The sequence below is a fragment of the Streptomyces malaysiensis subsp. malaysiensis genome (genome assembly GCF_040653035.1).
GTDB classification, from domain to species: domain Bacteria; phylum Actinomycetota; class Actinomycetes; order Streptomycetales; family Streptomycetaceae; genus Streptomyces; species Streptomyces malaysiensis.
This window is the reverse complement of record NZ_JBEZNG010000004.1, coordinates 35,128-53,077: the sequence shown is the minus strand read 5'-3', so window position 1 is coordinate 53,077 and position 17,950 is coordinate 35,128. Positions and strand designations below refer to the sequence as shown.

Genomic DNA, 17,950 nt, shown 5'->3' with positions numbered 1-17,950 from the left:
GTGGCGGCTGCGCACTCGGTACTCCGGGCGCGGTGCCGGGGGAACCCCTGTACCCCCCGGCGCCGCCCCGCCCCCGGGGTGCCGGACGCCTCAGACCCGCCGCGTCTCGGCCAGGAAGCAGCCGAACTCGACGGCGCGCACATGCACCGCCGCCACCCGCGGGTCCGCGTACCACTCGGCCAGCCCCTCCTCGATCGTCGGCCCGCCGTCGTCCAGCAGCCGGCCGCCGAGGATGTTGCCCTCGGCGGAGTACGCGCGCAGCACCCGCCGCCGGCCCCGGATGCCGTCCGCGATGCCGGGGCCGGTCCAGCCGTCGCACTCCTCGGGGTGGATGAAGACCGGGCCGACCTCGTCGTACGGGCCGGGTCCGGCACCCGTCTCGCGCGCCCAGCGGCGCAGCGGGGCGTAGGAGACGAGCGCGATGGTCTCGTACGGGCGGCTCCGGCCCAGGCAGCAGCGCAGCGGGCTGCCGCCCTCCTCGTCGTCCACCACCAGGCGCGGCGGGTGCCCCGCGTCGTCGGTGGTGCGCAGCAGCTTCAGCGCCTCGGGCGCGATGGCCCGCATCTCGTAGATCTCGCCGTGGTTCTCGCTCATGCGTTCAAGGCTGGCGGGCGGGGGCACGGAGCGCTGGCGGGATTCGGACGGGGCGCTGAGGCGGGGATGTACTTGACAGGGCGATGGCGCTCCGTCAGATTCGGGCCGAAACATAGGACGTCCCACGTCCGTATTGTCCTGCTATTCAGAAGGCTGGGTGTCGATGAGTCTTCCGGCTCCCCTTACCGGTGTCGTTCCGCCCCTGTGCACCCCGTTCACGCCCACGGGCGAGGTCGACACCCGTTCTCTCGCCGCGCTCGCCGAGCGGCTGATCGACGCGGGGGTGAGCGCGCTGTTCGCGCTCGGCTCCAGCGGCGAGGCCGCCTATCTGGGTGACGGCGGCCGCCGTACGGCCCTCGAGGCGGTCATCGAGGCCGCGGACGGCCGGGTGCCCGTGCTCGCGGGGGCGATCGATATGACGACCGCGCGGGTGCTGGACCACGCCCGTACGGCGGCGGAGTTGGGCGCGGACGCGGTCGTGGCCACCGCGCCGTTCTACACCCGCACCCACCCCGTGGAGATCGCCGACCACTTCCGGCGGCTGCGCCATGGCGTGGACCTGCCGCTGTTCGCGTATGACATCCCGGTCTCCGTCCACTCCAAGCTGACGCCCTCGATCCTGCTGCCGCTGGCCGCCGATGCCACGCTGGCCGGGGTCAAGGACAGCAGCGGGGACGACGGGGCGCTGCGGCGGCTGCTGGTCGAGGTCCGCCGGCGCGGTCTCATCGACTCCTTCACCGTGCTCACCGGCTCCGAACTTTCGGTGGACGGCGCACTGCTGGCGGGGGCCCATGGGGTCGTCCCGGGGCTGGCCAATGTCGACCCGGCCGGTTTCGTCCGGCTGTACGAGCATGCGCGCGCGGGGCGCTGGGAGCGTGCCGCCGCCGAACAGGACCGGCTGGCCGCGCTCTTCGCCATCACCGCCGCCGGGGATCCGGCGCTGATGGGCGGCAGCTCGTCGGGGCTGGGCGGTTTCAAGGCCGCGCTGCGGCTGCTCGGCGTGATCGATTGCCCGGACACCGCCGCGCCCCAGGTGCCGCTGGGCGAGGCGGCCGTGAAGACCGTACGTCAACTCCTGGAGGAGGGAGGGCTGTTGCCGTGACCGAAGCCGCCAAGGTGCCCTGGTACCGAGAGGTCTCATCCGGCCAGTGGAAGTCCCTGTTCGCCGCCTGGATCGGCTATCTGCTCGACGGTTTCGACTTTGTGCTGATCACGCTCGTCCTGACCGAGATAGCCGACGAGTTCGACCTGGGCACGGCCTCGGCGGCGAGCCTGGTCTCGGGCGCCTTCATCACCCGCTGGCTCGGCGGGGCGCTGCTGGGCGCGCTGGGCGACCGCTACGGCCGTAAGGCCGCCATGGTCGTCAGCATTCTGCTCTACTCGCTGGGCACGTTCGCCTGCGGGTTCGCCTGGAACTACCTCAGCCTGTTCAGCGCTCGGCTAGTGATTGGCATGGGCATGGCTGGCGAGTACAGCGCCAGTGCCACCTATGTCCTGGAGAGCTGGCCCGCACGGCTGCGCAACCGTGCCTCCGGCTTCCTCATCTCGGGCTATTCGGGCGGCACCATCATCGCCTCCGAGCTCTACAAGTGGGTGGTGCCCCACTGGGGCTGGCGCTGGATGTTCTGGATCGGCGTGCTGCCGGTGCTGGTCGCGCTGTGGGTGCGGCGCGCGCTCCCGGAGGCCGGGGACTGGCACGAGGAGGTGGCGGCGGCACGGGCGCGGCCCAACCCCTTCCGGCCGCTGTTCGCCGGACGCACCCTCGCGAGCGTCAACACGGTGCTGACCGTGGCCGCGAGCGTCGCGCTGTTCCTGGTCTTCACCCCGCCGGGCGCGGGCTGGCGCTGGCCGCTGTCGATCCTGGCGGCCGGGTGTCTGGTCGCCTTCGCGGCCCAGCTCGGCGGACGGCGCCGCTGGCCGCTGTACGTGGGCCTGATGTGCACGGTCTTCTGCGCCTTCCTCTACAGCTGGCCCATCCAGGCGCTGCTGCCCACCTATCTGAAGGAGCAGCTCGGCTACACCCCCTCCGAGGTCACCGATGTGATGTTCTACGCCGGGTTCGGCACGATGGCCGGCTGCTGTCTTGCGGGTTTCGTGGGCGACTGGCTCGGCACCCGGCGCGCCTACGCCTTCACCCTGCTCGCCTCGCTGGCCTTCGTCTTCCCGGTGTTCGCGGTGCGCGACACCCTGGTCGGGCTCGGAGTGCTGCTGTTCTTCCTGCTCGCGCTGAGCCAGGGGATCTCCGGCATCCTGCCGAAGTACATCGCGGGTCACTTCCCGACCGAGAGCCGGGCGGCCTCCCTCGGCTTCGTCTACAACACCGGGGCGCTCGGTGGCGCGGTGGCGCCGGTGCTCGGCGCCCATCTGGCCGAGGGCATGTCCCTCGGGCGGGCGCTGGCGGTGCTCACCTTCGGGCTGACGCTCGTGGTCATCGTGCTGGTCGGCACCGATGTGCCCCGCAGGCTCGGGCGGCTGACCGATCCGGCGGGCGACCAGGACCATCTCCTGCCCGGACAGCCGCTGTCGACGGCGAGGCCCGGCGTGGACACGACCTGACCCCGAACGCCGGTCGGCGCCACACCCGGCCCGCCATGCCACTGCGGGGGCCAAACGCCCTTTCCGGTCACGGCGTTTGGTTGTCCACAGACTCCTGGGAGGGCTTGTGGAATGCCGGACGCGTTCTTAGCATCGGCGGTGTTACAGCAGTGGTGTCACATGATTGGGGGACGGGATGACGGTGGCTGAGGAAGGGGCGGCAGGCCCTCTGGCCGGAGTGCGGGTGCTGGAGCTCGCCGGAATCGGGCCGGGCCCGTTCGCCGCCATGGTCCTCGGCGACCTAGGCGCCGACGTGGTCCGCGTCGACCGGCCCGGAGGGCCCAGGGGCCCGCGGATGGACCCGGACTTCGACCTCGCCAACCGCAACAAGCGCTCGGTGCTGCTCGACCTCAAATCCGAGGAGAACGTCGGCGTCGTTCTCGACCTCGTGGAGCGCGCCGACATCCTCATCGAGGGCTACCGCCCGGGAGTCACCGAGCGGCTGGGCCTGGGCCCGGACGACTGCCTGGCCCGTAACCCCAAGCTGGTCTACGGCCGGATGACCGGCTGGGGGCAGGAGGGCCCGCTCGCCCAGTCCGCCGGCCATGACATCGGCTATATCGCCGTCACCGGCGCCCTCAGCATGATCGGCACGACCGACGGCCCGCCCATCGCCCCCGCCAACCTCCTGGGGGACTACGCGGGAGGCTCGCTCTATCTCGTCATCGGTGTCCTGGCCGCCCTTCAGCACGCCCGCGCGGGCGGCCCCGGCCAGGTGGTGGACGCCGCGATCGTGGACGGCACCGCCCATCTGACCTCCGTCGTCCACGGGATGATGGCCGCCGGGGGCTGGCGGGACCAGCGCGGCACCAACCTCCTCGACGGCGGCAGCCCCTTCTACGGCACCTATGAGACCGCCGATGGCGGCTATATGGCGGTCGGGCCCCTGGAGCGCAAGTTCTACAACGAGTTCATCGAGCTGCTGGGCATCGCCGACCAGGCCCCGGCCCGCGATGACTTCGACAGCTGGGCCGAGCTGCGCGCCGCCATCGCCGACCGCTTCAAGCAGCGCACCCGCGAGGAGTGGACCGCCGTCTTCGGCACCTCGGACGCCTGCGTCGCCCCCGTGCTGTCCCTGCGCGAGGCCCCGGCCCATCCGCAGCTCGCCGCCCGCTCCACCTTCGTCGACCACGGCGGAATCACCCAGCCCGCGCCCGCCCCGCGCTTCTCCGCCACCCCGGGCGCGGTGCGCCGCGTGCCCAAGGGGCCCGGGGCGGAGACCGCCGAGGTGGCCCGCGACTGGGGAGTCACCTCGCTTCTCGGGGGAAACCCGTCATGACCCCCCGTCCGCTCCCCGCCGGCCCGCTGAGCCGTCCCCGCCCGATCCCTCCCCTCCCCTGAAAGGCCGCTGACGTGAGCACCGAAGCGTATGTGTACGACGCCATCCGTACCCCGCGCGGGCGCGGAAAGGCCGACGGTGCCCTGCACGGCACCAAGCCCGTCGACCTGGTGGTGGGCCTCATCCACGAGATCCGGCGGCGCTTCCCCGAGCTGGACCCGGCGGCGATCGACGATGTGGTCCTCGGCGTCGTCAGCCCACTGGGCGACCAGGGCTCCGACATCGCCAAGATCGCGGCCATCGCGGCCGGGCTCCCGGACACGGTCGCGGGCGTCCAGGAGAACCGCTTCTGTGCCTCGGGCCTGGAGGCCGTCAACCTGGCGGCGGCCAAGGTCCGTTCCGGCTGGGAGGACCTGGTGCTCGCGGGCGGGGTCGAGTCGATGTCACGGGTGAAGATGGGCTCCGACGGCGGTGCCTGGTCCGCGGACCCGATGACCAACTACGAGACCGGCTTCGTACCGCAGGGCATCGGGGCCGACCTCATCGCCACCATCGGCGGCTTCAGCCGCCATGACGTGGACAGCTACGCCGCGCTCTCCCATGAGCGGGCCGCGCGGGCCTGGAAGGAGGGGCACTTCGACCGCTCCGTGGTCCCGGTCCGCGACCGCAGCGGGCTGACCGTCCTCGACCGCGACGAGCACATCCGCCCCGGCACCACCCCCGAGACCCTGGCGGGCCTGAAGCCGTCGTTCGCCACTATCGGCGAGGCGGGCGGCTTCGACGCGGTGGCGCTCCAGAGGTACCACTGGGTCGAGGCGATCGACCACGTCCACCACGCGGGCAACTCCTCGGGCATGGTGGACGGCGCCGCCCTGGTCGCCATCGGCAACCGCGAGACCGGCGAGCGCTTCGGGCTGACCCCGCGCGCCCGGATCGTCTCCGCCGCCGTCTCCGGCGCCGACCCCACCATCATGCTCACCGGCCCGGCTCCCGCCACCCGTAAGGCGCTCACCAAGGCCGGGCTGACCATCGACGACATCGATCTGGTCGAGATCAACGAGGCGTTCGCGGCGGTGGTGCTGCGCTTCGTGGACGACATGGGGCTGAGCCTGGACAAGGTCAATGTCAACGGCGGCGCGATCGCGATGGGCCATCCGCTGGGCGCCACCGGTGCGATGATCCTCGGCACGGTGATCGACGAGCTGGAGCGGCGGGACGGGCGGTTCGGGCTGGTGACGCTGTGCGTGGGAGGCGGGATGGGCATCGCGACGGTGGTCGAGCGGATCTAGCCGCCGAGGCCGCCGCTCGGCTCGCCTCTCCGCCCCGTCCCTCTCTGCCCCGCCCCCCGCCCCACGTCCCTTCGCCCTGGAGACCTCAGATGACCCACCCCACCACGGCCTCGACCATCCGCTGGGAGCAGGACGACGAAGGCGTCGTCACCCTGGTGCTCGACGACCCCGACCAGTCCGCCAACACCATGAACGCCGCGTTCATCGACTCCCTCGACGCGATCGCCGACCGCGCCGAGGCCGAGCGCGAATCGATCAGCGGCATCATCGTCACCTCCGCCAAGAAGACCTTCTTCGCCGGTGGCGACCTCAACGACCTCATCGAGGTCGGGCCAGACCAGGCTCAGGAGGTCTACGACAAGAACCTCCGCATCAAGCGCGCGCTGCGCCGTATCGAGACGCTCGGCAGGCCCGTGGTCGCCGCGATCAACGGCGCGGCGCTCGGCGGCGGGCTGGAGATCGCGCTCACCTGCCACCACCGCATCGCCCTCGACGCCCCCGGATCCCGTATCGGCTTCCCCGAGGTCACCCTGGGCCTGCTCCCGGGCAGCGGGGGCGTCGCCCGTACCGTACGGCTGCTCGGCGTCACCGACGCGCTGCTCAAGTGGCTGCTCCAGGGCATGCGCTACAGCCCCCGGCGCGCCCAGGAGGCGGGGCTGGTGCACGAGGTCGCCGCCACCCGCGAGGAGATGCTGACCCTGGCCCGCGCGTTCATCGCCGCCCACCCCGAGTCGGCACAGCCCTGGGACGAGAAGGACTACCGGATCCCGGGCGGCACCCCGGCGCAGCCGAAGTTCGCCGTCAATCTGCCCGCCTTCCCCGCCAATCTGCGCAAGCAGCTGAACGGCGCGCCCTATCCGGCGCAGCGCAATATCCTGGCCGCCGCCGTCGAGGGGTCCCAGGTGGACTTCGAGACCGCACAGACCATCGAGGCCCGGTACTTCACCGAGCTGGTCGTCGGCCAGACCGCCAAGAACATGATTCAGGCGTTCTTCTTCGATCTCCAGGCGGTCAACTCCGGTGCCAACCGGCCCCAGGGGATCGAGCCCCAGCAGGTCCGTAAGGTCGCGGTACTGGGCGCCGGGATGATGGGCGCGGGCATCGCGTACGCCTGCGCCAAGGCGGGCATCGAGGTCGTCCTCAAGGATGTGTCCGTGGAGGCCGCCGCCAAGGGCAAGGCGTACTCCGAGGGGCTGCTGGCCAAGGCGCTCGCCAAGGGCCGGACCACCGAGGCGAAGCGGGACGGGCTGCTGACCCGGATCACCCCGACCGCCGACCTCCGCGACATCGAGGGCTGTGACGCGGTCATCGAGGCGGTCTTCGAGGATCCGGCGCTCAAGCACAAGGTGTTCCAGGAGATCGAGGGCGTCGTCGCCCCGGACGCCCTGCTGTGCTCCAACACCTCCACCCTCCCCATCACCCTGCTCTCGGAGGGGGTGCAGCGCGCCGAGGACTTCATCGGACTGCACTTCTTCTCGCCCGTGGACAAGATGCCGCTGGTCGAGATCATCAAGGGCGAGCGCACCGGCGACAAGGCGCTGGCCCGCGCCTTCGATCTGGTGCGGCAGATCAGCAAGACCCCGATCGTGGTCAATGACTCCCGCGCCTTCTTCACCTCCCGCGTCATCGGCCACTTCCTCAACGAGGGCGTGGCGATGGTGGGGGAGGGCATCGCCCCGGCCTCCGTGGAGCAGGCCGCGGCCCAGGCCGGCTACCCGGCCAAGGTGCTCTCCCTGATGGACGAGCTGACCCTCACCCTGGCGCGCAAGATCCGCGAGGAGACGCGCCGGGCGACCGAGGAGGCGGGCGGCGAGTGGCGGCCGCATCCGGCCGACGCGGTCATCGACCGCATGGTGGAGGAGTTCGGGCGCCCCGGCCGCAGCGGCGGGGCGGGCTTCTACGACTACGACGAGACGACCGGCCGGCGCACCCGGCTGTGGCCGGGGCTGCGCGAGCACTTCGCGCCGGGTGAGTCCGGCGAGTCCGGTGGTTCCGGCGAGTCCGGTGGTTCCGGTGGCTCCCGTGGTGAGGGCACCCGGATCCCCATGGAGGACATGAAGGAGCGGATGCTCTTCTGTGAGGCCATCGACACGGTGCGGCTGCTGGAGGAGGGCGTCCTGACCTCCGTCGCCGACGCCAACATCGGTTCCATCCTCGGCATCGGCTTCCCCGGCTGGACGGGCGGGGTGCTTCAGTACATCAACGGATACGAGGGCGGCGTGCCCGGTTTCGTGGCCCGCGCCCGGCAGTTGGAGGCGGCGTACGGGGAGCGGTTCGCCCCGCCCGCGCTGCTGCTGGAGAAGGCGGAGCGGGGGGAGCGGTTTATGGACTAGGCGGGGGTGTCCGGCGGGCGGTGACGCCTGCGGCGGGCTGTCCCCTCCCCGCCCCTTCCCTCAACCGGGGCTCCGCCCCAGACCCCGGGGCCGGGGCGGGGCCGCGCTCCAGGGGTGGGGCCGCGTTCCAGGGGTGGGGCCGCTGTCCCGAGGCGGGGGCCGTGCCTTGAGGTGGAGCCCCTGCCCCGTGGCGGGGCCGTGCCCTGAGGTGGGGTTGCTGTCCGAGGCGGGGCCGCTGTCCTGAGGCGGGGCCGTGTCCTGAGGTGGAGTCCCTGGCCCGGGGCGGGGAGGGGGAAGGCCCGTCGGGCGACCGGTAGCCGTCCGTGCGATCTCCCGCGCCGCTTCCCCTGTCGCTGACGGGCCTGTCGGTCCGACCCGTCAGCGCCGCGCGCCGAGATGGCGTTCGAGCCGCTCGCTCACCCCCGGGCACCGCTCCCGGGTGGTGTCCAGGAAGGCCGCCAGTACGGGGGAGCGGTCCTGGGCGCGGAACGACATCACCAGCTCCGGCAGCTCCACCCGCGGACTCACCTCGCACACCCGGGTGTCCGGCCGCGCTGCCACCCGCAGACACGCCGGGCCGAGCCCCACCCCGACCCCGCACGAGGCCAGCCCGATGATGGTGTGCACATCCCGCGCCTCCGTGAACCCACCGGCCCGCGCGGGCGCCTCGGAGCCCTCGCCCAGCAGCGTGGTCAGCCACGCGGCGACCACCGGCTCCTCGTCCGCGGGCGCGATGATCAGATGCTGCCCCCTGAGCTGCTCGACGCTCACCCCGCGCTGCCCGGCGAAGGGATGGGCCGCGCCGACCACCGCCACCAGATGGTCCCTGCCGACCGTGACCGACACCAGCTCCTCGGCACCCGCGCCCCGGGGCGCACCGCGCCCGATGGCGATGTCCAGCTCACCCGCGAGCAGCGCCGCCGTGGACCGCCGGGTCGACATCTCCTGGAGCCCCAGCCGCACCTCGGGGCGGTCGCGGACGAAACCGCCCAGTACGGACGGCAGAAGCTCCAGCAGCGCCGAGCCGATGAAGCCGAGCCGCAGCCGCCCCGTCTCGCCCCTGGCCGCCCGGCCCGCGTCCGACACGGCGGCCGACATCTCGGCCAGCGCCCGGCGCGCCCTGGCCAGGAAAGCCTCGCCCGCGGCGGTCGGGAACACCCCACGCGCCGTACGGTCGAAGAGCCGCGCGCCCAGCTCCCGCTCCAGCGCCGCGATCTGCTGGGACAGCGGCGGCTGGGCGATCCCGAGGGCGGCCGCCGCCCGTCCGAAGTGCTGATGCTCGGCCAGCGCCAGGGCGTACCGCAGATGTCGTGACTCCATCGGACCGAGGATAACCGAGGCGATATCCAGGGCATATCGATGACGGGGTCGTCAGATATCGCGATGGATAACGCCGTGTCGTCCCGGTGGACTGTCCCCATGAGCGCCAAGAGCCCCAGAACCCCCCTGAACGATTCCGGCCCCCAGCCCTCCGGCACCGTCTTCGTGCTGGTCCACGGCGCCTGGCACGCCTCCTGGCAGTGGGCGCCCACCCAGCGCGCCCTTGCCCGGCTCGGCGCGGCCGCCCTCGCCGTCGACCTGCCGGGGCACGGCTTCGGGGCACCGCTGCCCTCCGGGACCCACCTCCCGGGCCAGCCGGGTTACGCGACCGAGAAGTCGGCGCTGGCCGGGGTGACCCTGGAGGAGTGCGCCGGGGCCGTGATCGCCGCGCTGCGGTCGGTCCGCCGGTATCCGAAGGTCGTCCTGGTCTCGCACAGCGCCGGTGGCGCCCCCGCCTCCCTGGCCGCGGAGCGGGCGCCCGAACTCGTCGACGAGCTGATCCATCTGTCGTCCTTCGTCCCCGCCGGGCGCCCCCGCTTCGCCGACTATCTGGCCTCCCCCGAGCAGACCGCGACCGTGCGGGGGCAGGGGCTGATGCTGGGCGACCCGGAGGCCATCGGCGCGTTCCGGATCAATCCGTTCTCCGCCGATCCGGAGTATGTGGAGGAGCTGCGGCTGACCTACTACCACGACGTCCCCGCCGAGTCCTTCGCCCGCTGGTACCACGCCCTGAGCCCCGATCTGCCCCTCGCGGTGCCGACCACCCCGATCGCCCTGACCCGGGAGCGGTGGGGCCGGATCCCGCGCACCTTCATCCGGTGCGCCGAGGACTGGGCGTGCACCCCCGCGCTGCAAGATCTGATGATCGCGGAGGCCGACGCGGCCATGCCGGACCACCCCTTCACCGTACGGCCGCTGCCGGGCAGCCATTCGCCGTTCGCCGCCCGCCCCGAGGAACTCGCCGCCGCGCTCATCGGCGACCGCTGACCGGGGCCGCCGACCGCGACCGTTGACCGGGGCCGCCGACCGCCACCGCTGACCAGGGCCGCCGACCCCGGGGCCGGTCCCCGGGGGCGGTCGCCGCGCCGCCCCGGGCCGGGCTCAATCCCCGCTCACCGAGCTCTCTGCGCTCACCGAGCGCTCCGCGCCTTCGGCGCTCTCCGCGCCCTCCGCGTCCTGCCCGTACCAGGCCCGCAGCTCCTGCTTCATCGACCGCTGGAACGCGATCACCAGCGCCTCCACCACCAGCGGCTGCATATGGGCCGACAGCGACTTCTTCGCCTGTATCCGCTCCGGTCCGCTCCCGGACTCATGATCGCGCTCGGGCCCCCACACCTCGTCCCGGAACAGCCTGCCGAGGTCCCGCGCCGCGGAGCGGGTGTGCTCCAGGACGACCGTATGGGCCGCGCGTATCGTCTCCAGCTCGATCGGCACATCCAGCAGCCGCAGCCCCAGGTGCAGCACCTTGGGGTCGATCCGGAAGCGATCCGGGTCGTCGGTGCGCTCCAGAGCGTCCAGTGAGGCCAGCCGGTCGATGTCCTCCTCCGAGAGCTCCCGCCCGGCCCGCCGGTCCAGCTGCTCGCGGGTCGTCTCCTCGGGGGAGTCCGGGCCCCAGGAGGCCACCAGGGCGCGGTGGATCGCCAGATCGTCCTCGCTCAGATCCGGTGGCAATTGGCTCAGATAGCGCTCGATGGCGGACAGGGTCATGCCGTGGCGCTGCAACTGTTCGATCAGCGCCAGTCGGGAGAGGTGCTCAGGGCCGTAGTGGCCGACCCGGCGCGGGCCGATCACCGGCGGCGGAAGCAGTCCGCGGGTGCCGTAGAAGCGCACGGTGCGCACGGTCACCCCGGCGCGGGCCGCCAGTTCGTCGACGGTGAGGGTGGGTTCCTCGGTGCCGGGGGTGGTCATCGGCCGTGCCTCGCTCTCTGTGTCGTCCTGCTCCGCCGTACCGCTGCTGTGCTGCTGCCCGGTCGGGTTCATCAGTATTGCTGTCGCATCACCGCTGTGAAACCTCCCGCCGCCAGTCGCTCACCACCCGGATCGGTACGGCCTGTTGACGCTCTCTTTACCGATGAATAGCGTGCGTCGCCGTTCCGCTGTGTTGGTTTTCTTCCGAATCTGTGAGGTGGGGTCGGATTGAGCTCAAAACGCGGCAGGCATGGGATACGACGACTGATCGGTGCGGTGCTGGCCATGACCACCGCCGTCGGCCTCGGCCTCACGGCCGCGGACACGGCCGTCGGCAAGGCGTCGGACGCGGGCAAGTTCCCCGCCGATGTGCACACATACCTCGAGGACCCGGAGCGGACCGGCGAGGGCCAGGAGCCCCCGCACACCCGGCTGCGGCCGGACGGGCCCGACCGTGGCCGATGGGAGCGCAGCCTGGACGGGGGCTGGCGGTTCGCCCTGGCCGACCGGCCTGAGGACGCCCCGAGCGGCTTCTGGAAGGACGGCTACGACGCCTCGGCGTGGCGGCGCGTCCAGGTGCCCCACACCTGGCAGACCGACGACCTCGACCATCCGGTGTTCCGCAACGTCCAGAGCGAGATGGCGCCCGATGACCCGCCCAAGGTGCCCCGTGACACCAATCCGACCGGGGCGTACGTCCGGGATGTCACGGTGCCCCGGAGCTGGGACGGGCGCCGGCAGGTGATCCGCTTCGACGGGGTCACCTCCGGCTGGTTCCTGTGGATCAACGGCCACTACGTCGGCTACGACCAGGGCGGCTATGTGCCCGCCGAGTTCGATGTGACCGACTATCTGCGTCCCGGCGCCACCAACCGGATCGCCCTCCAGGTGCACCGCTGGAGCGCGGGATCGTATCTGGAGGACTACGACCAGTGGCGCTACGCGGGCATCTTCCGCTCCGTATCGCTGTACTCCACGCCCACGACCCGCATGGAGGACGCGTACGTCACCACCGATCTCGACGCCTCCTACCGGGACGCCACGCTGCGCACCGAAGTGGACATCGCGCGCACCGGAGGCGACACGAGCGGACCGCATCGGGTCACCGGTGTGCTCTACGACCCCGAGGGGCGTGTGGTACGGCGGCTGACGGCCGAGGAGAAGGCCGGGAAGGCCGAGCTGACCGGGCGGATCACCAACCCGGCCAAGTGGTCGGACGAGGCGCCGAACCTCTATGCGCTGGTGCTCACCCTGCGCGATCCCGAGGGCAAGGCGATCCAGACCGTGCGCCAGAGCGTCGGATTCCGTGAGATCGAGGTCAAGGACAAACAGCTCAGGCTCAACGGCAAGCGCATCCTGATCCGTGGCGTCAACCGCGCCGAGACCGACCCGGCCACCGGACGCCATGCCACCCGCGCCCGGATGGAGCAGGACATCCGGCTGATGAAGCGGCTGAACGTCAACGCCATCCGCACCTCCCACTACCCCTCGGACCCGTACCTCTACGAACTCGCCGACCGCGAGGGCATCCTGATCGACGACGAGATGGAGGTCGAGACCCACAGCCACGAGAACTGCCCGGACGACTGCCTGGCCGAGCGCCCCGAATGGCAGAAGGCGTTCCTCGACCGCCACCAGGGCATGGTGGAGCGCGACAAGAACCACCCCAGCGTCATCATGTGGGATACCGGAAACGAGGCCGGTCTTGGCAAGGCGCACTACGCGATGGCCGAGTGGACCCGGGCCAACGAGCCCACCCGCCCGCTCTACCACCAGTCCAACGGCCCCGACGGGGACGCGCCTTACGCGGACATCGCCGGACCCCGCTATCCGACCCCGGCCTCCCTCGAAACCAAGGCCAAGACCTTCACCAAGCCCATCGTGATGGGGGAGTACGCCCATGCCATGGGCAACAGCCTCGGCAACTTCCGTGAGTTCTGGGAGGTGATGCGCGCCTACCCCAGCGCCCAGGGCGGCTTCATCTGGGACTGGGCCGAGCAGAACATCCGCCGTCCGCTGATCACCACCCCCGACTCCTCCGGCAATGACATCGCCGCCTCCCTGTCCGGCAAGCCGAAGCAGGTCGAGGGATACGGAGGCCGGGGCAAGGCGCTGTATCTGTCCGGTCTTGACGACTTCGTGGAGATCTACCGCGATCCGAAGCTGGACCTCACCGGCACCGCCGTCACCCTCGACGCCCGCGTCAAACCGGCCGAGCTCTGGACCGGGGACTTCACCATCATCAGCAAGGGCGACCAGTACGTCCTGCGGATGAAGGACGAGAACACCATCGAATTCACGATCACCAGCGGCGGTAGGCCCCGTACCGTCACCGCCCCCGTGCCCGACGGCTGGACCGGCGCCTGGCACCGGGTGACCGGCACCTACGACGGCACCGCACTGCGCCTCTATGTCGACCGTAAGGAGCTCGCCGAGACCGCGTGGAGCGGGCGCATCGACTACACCGGCTTCGACCTCGGCGTCGGCCGGAACAACGACACCATGGAGGACGGCTGGACCGGCCGGACCGCCAAGGGCACCATCGACCAGGTCAGGGTCTATGACACCGCGCTCGGCGCGGAGTCGCTCGCCCAGGACCGGGACCCCCGGCGCGACGCCCTGATCGCCCTCGACTTCGACGACTTCACCCGTAAGGGCAGCTATCTCTCCTACGGGCTCTATGAATCCGGCGTGGACGGCCTGGTCACGGCCGACCGCGACCCGGAGCCGGAGACCGCCCAGCTGGCCTGGGTGCAGGCCCCGATCCGTATCACCGACCCGGGCGGCGAGGGCGCCCGCACCGGCAAGGTGAAGGTCACCAATGAGCGCGCCTTCACCGGCACCGGCGATCTCGCGCTGCGCTGGACGGTGGCCGAGGGCGCGCGGACCGTCGCGAGCGGCACCCGTGCGCTGGACGTCGCCCCCGGCGAGAGCGCCGTGGTCCAGCTCCCGGCCCCGCCCGCCAACCCCGGCGGCTATGAGCGCCATCTGACCGTACGGGCCGTCACCGCGCACTCCACCGACTGGGCCGGGGCCGGGCATACGGTGTCCTTCGGCCAGTTCGCGGTCGGCGGCGACAAGGTGCCCGAGCCCGAGCCCGCCCAGGCCGCCGGCCGGTCCGCCGAGGCCGTCGAGAGCGGCGACACCGTGCGGGTCGGCGGCGACGGCTTCCGCTACACCTTCGGCAAGAAGGAGGGCACGCTCACCTCGATGCGCGTCGGGGGCCGTGAACTGCTCCGCTCCGGCCCCGAACTGGACGCCTGGCGCTCCCCGATCAGCAATGAGCGCTCCGACTGGGGCACCGCCGAGGGCAAGCGCTGGCGCTCCCTGGGCCTGGACCGGCTGCGGACCACGGTCGACGGGGTGGAGGTGACCCCCGGTGACGACGGCACCGTCACCGTCACCGTGCGCTCCACCGCCGCCGCGCCCGATGTGACCGGCGCGTCCTTCGGCCAGACCGTGGCCTACCGGGTCGACGGCGCGGGCCAGGTCGGGATCCGGCACCAGGTCGAGGCGCGCGGCGACTTCCGCACCCTGTCGTACCTCCCCAGGGTCGGCCTCCAGTTGAAGGTGCCCGAGCGCTACGGCACCTTCCGGTGGTACGGGCGAGGACCGGTGGAGAACCTCAACGACCGTAAGGACGGCACGCCCATGGGCGTGTGGTCCTCCTCGGTCGAGGACCAGTACGTCGAGTATCTGAAGCCCCAGGACCACGGCAACCACGACGATGTGCGCTGGGCGTCCCTCACCGACGGCGGCGGTGCCGGGCTGCTGGTCTCCGGCGATCTGGAGGCGGGCGCCACCGCGTACGACGAGCTCGACCGCGCCGCCTATCCGCACTTCCTGAAGCGCAACGACGGCTGGAACACCCTGCACGCCGACCACGCGGTCACCGGCGTGGGCGACACCCCCAACCCGGTGCGCGACCAGTACCGGGTGAAGGCCGACAGGGCCTACGACTACACGCTCACCCTGCGCCCGCTCACCGGCGGCGCGAGCGCGCACACTGGAAGAGGAGAGAAGTAACCGCACCACCGCAGGTCCCATGAGCACGCAGAGTCCCCGCCGCACCACCGAAGGCCACGATCCGCCCCCTGTCGGCGGCATCCTGTGGACCGTGGCGGGGGAGCTGCGCAGTGTGCTCGCCCTGCCGGCCGCGATGACCATGCAGGTGGCGCATCCGGCCGTCGGGGCGGGCGTGGACCAGTACTCCGTCTTCCGCACCGACCCCTGGGGGCGCGGGGAGCGCTCCCTGCGGTCGGTGCAGCTGTGGGTCTACGGCGGGCCGGAGGCCGAGGCGGAGGGGCGCCGGCTGCGCAGGCTCCACGCGTCCATCCAGGGCGTCGACGCACACGGCCGCCCCTATCGGGCGCTGGACCCGCCCGTCTACGCCTGGGTGCACGCCACCGGCTATCCGGTCTATCTGCGCGCCCAGCGCTATCTGGGCACCCGCCCCTTCACCGCGGCCGAGGAGCGGCGGCTGTACGGGGAATGGCTGCGGGTCGGACGGGTGCTGGGCATCGACGACCGCGAGATGCCGGGATCCGTCGAGGAGTTCTGGCCCTACTACCGCGCGATGGTGCGGGAGCGGCTCGAGCCGACCGCCGTCGCCCGTGAACTGGCGGCGCCCGACGCCCCCGTGCCGCCGCCGGGCCCGCCGCCGCTCCGTCTGCTGTGGCCGCTGCTGCGCCCGCTGTTCACCCGCTTCCGGGCGTTCCTCACCGTCGGGCTGATGCCGCCGGACGCGCGGGAGGCGATCGGGCTGGAGTGGACACGGGAGCGGGAGCGGCGGCTGCGGTGGTTCGGGCGGGCCGTGCGGGTGGTGGTCCCGCTGCTGCCCGAGCGGCTGCGCTATCTCCCCCTGGCACGCGAGGCCCGGCGCCGCGCCCGCGCGGGCGGCCGTGGGCTGGGGCCATGAACGCGCGAGGCCCCGGCCGGGGTGGCCGACCCGGCCGGGGCCCGGAGACGGCTCAGCGGCCGTGGGCGCTGTGCGTGTCCTGGATCCGCTGCCACGACTTCGGCCGCACCGGCGCCTCGGCCGGGCTCACCGCCGCCGCCCGCGCCTGCGCCGCGGCCGGCTTGGACGGGGTGAACAGCCAGGTGTCGAAGAGCGCGGCCAGCGGCTTGCCCGACACCTTCTCCGCATAGGTCACGAAGTCCTCGACCGAGGCGTTCCCGTACCGGTGCTCCGCCGTCCAGCCCTTGAGGATCGCGAAGAAGTCCTTGTCGCCGATGTGGTTCCGCAGCGCCTGGAGGGCCAGCGCGCCCCGGTCGTACACCGCGTCATGGAACTGGTTCTCCGGACCCGGGTCGCCCGGCTCGACCTTCCAGAAGGGGTCGTCGGCCGGGTAGGAGGCGTAGGTGTAGTCCGCCAGCTCCTGCGCGGTGCCCTCGCCCTCCTTCTCCGACCACAGCCACTGCGCGTAGCTGGCGAAGCCCTCGTTGATCCAGATGTCCCGCCAGTCCTTCAGCGAGACGCTGTCGCCGAACCACTGATGGGCCAGCTCATGCACGATCAGCGAGGTGTTCGCGCCCTTGGCGAACCCCTTCGGGCTGTAGAACGGCCGGGTCTGGGTCTCCAGCGCATAGCCCGTGGGCACATTGGGCACATAGCCGCCCAGCGCGTCGAAGGGGTACGGGCCGAAGACCGAGGACTCCCAGTCCACGATCTCCGCCGACCGCTCCACGCTCGCCCGCGCCGCCCCCGCGTTGTCCCCGAGGTCCTTGCTGTAGGCGTTGATCACCGGCAGACCGTTCGCGGTCGTGTCCGTGGTGATGTCGAACTTGCCGACCGCGAGCGTGGTCAGATACGTGGCCTGCGGCTTGCTGGAGCGCCAGTTGTAGCGGGTCCAGCCCAGCTGGGAGCTGGTCGACTGAAGGGTGCCGTTGCTGATCGCCTGCGTTCCGTCCGGCACCGCCACCGATACGTCGAAGGTGGCCTTGTCGAGCGGGTGGTCATTGCTCGGGAACCACCACCACGCCGACTCCGGCTCATTGGCCGCGATCCCGCCGTCCGGGGTGCGCAGCCAGGAGGTGAAACCGCTCGCCACGACCTTCGAGGGCGTCCCGCTGTAGCGCACGACCACGGTGAAGGAGCGGCCGGAGGTCAGCGGCGCGGCCGGGGTGATCTCCAGCTCGTGGTCGCCGGTCGCCGTGAACGCGGCCTTCTTCCCGCCCACCAGCACCTCGCTCACATCGAGCGCGAAGTCCAGGTTGAACCGGGACAGATCCTGCCGGGCCTCGGCCACGATCGTCGCCGTGCCCTCCAGCCGGTCCGTCTTCGGCTGGTACTTCAGCCGCAGGTCGTAGTGGGAGACGTCGTACCCGCCGTTGCCGTACGAGGGGTAGTAGGAGTCCCCGATGCCCGGGGCGCCCGGCGTGGCATCGGCCGCCGACGCCGGGATCGCCAGCAGCAGGCAGGCCGCGGCCGCGCCCGGGACGAGAAGTCTGTGGTGACGCACGAGTCCTCCAACTCGTAGGGGAGAACGATCACTCGTGAGCCTATGTACTCCTCATCCGCACCTCGCGTCCATCACGCCGTCCGACATCCAATCGACATCTGGCCGCAACGCGCACCGACTCGGACCCGTTCACGACATCTATCGCCCTCTTCTGTACGGGAGTTGACTCGC

12 protein-coding genes are annotated in these 17,950 nt (G+C 71.7%); 8 read left to right on the top strand and 4 right to left on the bottom strand.

Features of this window, described 5'->3' with window-relative positions; genetic code table 11:
- Positions 1–90 precede the first annotated feature (90 nt).
- Positions 91–594 carry a DUF1203 domain-containing protein gene (locus AB0E24_RS09750; protein ID WP_069872443.1) on the bottom strand — a complete coding sequence of 168 codons (504 nt, stop codon included), beginning with the start codon at positions 592–594 and terminating at the stop codon, positions 91–93.
- A gap of 163 nt (positions 595–757) precedes the next feature.
- Here AB0E24_RS09750 and AB0E24_RS09745 point away from each other — a divergent pair, with 163 nt between their 5' ends.
- The 5 genes from AB0E24_RS09745 to AB0E24_RS09725 all read left to right on the top strand — a co-directional run bounded on the left by AB0E24_RS09745 (position 758) and on the right by AB0E24_RS09725 (position 8,090).
- Entirely contained in the window at positions 758–1,696 is a 939-nt protein-coding gene (locus tag AB0E24_RS09745; protein WP_102936879.1) for a dihydrodipicolinate synthase family protein, read from the top strand.
- Positions 1,693–3,150, top strand: a complete 1,458-nt coding sequence (locus AB0E24_RS09740) for a sialate:H+ symport family MFS transporter (protein WP_359375874.1) — start codon at positions 1,693–1,695, stop codon at positions 3,148–3,150. Before AB0E24_RS09745 ends, AB0E24_RS09740 begins: the two co-directional genes overlap by 4 nt.
- Positions 3,151–3,325: 175 nt before the next feature.
- Positions 3,326–4,468: a CaiB/BaiF CoA transferase family protein gene (locus AB0E24_RS09735; protein ID WP_079259564.1), complete on the top strand. Its 1,143-nt coding sequence runs from the start codon at positions 3,326–3,328 to the stop codon at positions 4,466–4,468.
- A gap of 74 nt (positions 4,469–4,542) precedes the next feature.
- Positions 4,543–5,757: an acetyl-CoA C-acetyltransferase gene (locus tag AB0E24_RS09730; protein ID WP_069872435.1), complete on the top strand. Its 1,215-nt coding sequence runs from the start codon at positions 4,543–4,545 to the stop codon at positions 5,755–5,757.
- Positions 5,758–5,846: 89 nt separating this feature from the next.
- Complete coding sequence (locus tag AB0E24_RS09725) at positions 5,847–8,090, top strand: 3-hydroxyacyl-CoA dehydrogenase NAD-binding domain-containing protein (RefSeq protein ID WP_359375871.1); 2,244 nt, start codon at positions 5,847–5,849, stop codon at positions 8,088–8,090.
- A 378-nt stretch (positions 8,091–8,468) separates the two neighbouring features.
- Here the strand turns inward: AB0E24_RS09725 and AB0E24_RS09720 are convergent, their stop codons facing one another.
- Positions 8,469–9,410, bottom strand: a complete 942-nt coding sequence (locus AB0E24_RS09720; RefSeq protein ID WP_232639812.1) for a LysR family transcriptional regulator — start codon at positions 9,408–9,410, stop codon at positions 8,469–8,471.
- A 99-nt stretch (positions 9,411–9,509) separates the two neighbouring features.
- On the opposite strand from AB0E24_RS09720, the gene AB0E24_RS09715 reads away from it, so the two are divergent.
- Entirely contained in the window at positions 9,510–10,397 is an 888-nt protein-coding gene (locus AB0E24_RS09715) for an alpha/beta fold hydrolase (RefSeq protein ID WP_359375868.1), read from the top strand.
- 114 nt (positions 10,398–10,511) lie between these two features.
- Here AB0E24_RS09715 and AB0E24_RS09710 read toward each other — a convergent pair whose 3' ends face one another.
- Positions 10,512–11,318: a MerR family transcriptional regulator gene (locus tag AB0E24_RS09710; protein ID WP_359376342.1), complete on the bottom strand. Its 807-nt coding sequence runs from the start codon at positions 11,316–11,318 to the stop codon at positions 10,512–10,514.
- A 285-nt stretch (positions 11,319–11,603) separates the two neighbouring features.
- On the opposite strand from AB0E24_RS09710, the gene AB0E24_RS09705 reads away from it, so the two are divergent.
- Positions 11,604–15,344, top strand: a complete 3,741-nt coding sequence (locus AB0E24_RS09705; RefSeq protein WP_359375866.1) for a glycoside hydrolase family 2 TIM barrel-domain containing protein — start codon at positions 11,604–11,606, stop codon at positions 15,342–15,344.
- Positions 15,345–15,363: 19 nt separating this feature from the next.
- On the top strand, positions 15,364–16,236 hold the full coding sequence (locus AB0E24_RS09700; protein WP_359375864.1) for an oxygenase MpaB family protein: 873 nt from the start codon (positions 15,364–15,366) through the stop codon (positions 16,234–16,236).
- Positions 16,237–16,288: 52 nt separating this feature from the next.
- On the opposite strand, the gene AB0E24_RS09695 is transcribed toward AB0E24_RS09700, so the two are convergent.
- On the bottom strand, positions 16,289–17,779 hold the full coding sequence (locus AB0E24_RS09695) for a M1 family metallopeptidase (protein ID WP_079259569.1): 1,491 nt from the start codon (positions 17,777–17,779) through the stop codon (positions 16,289–16,291).
- Positions 17,780–17,950: the final 171 nt, after the last annotated feature.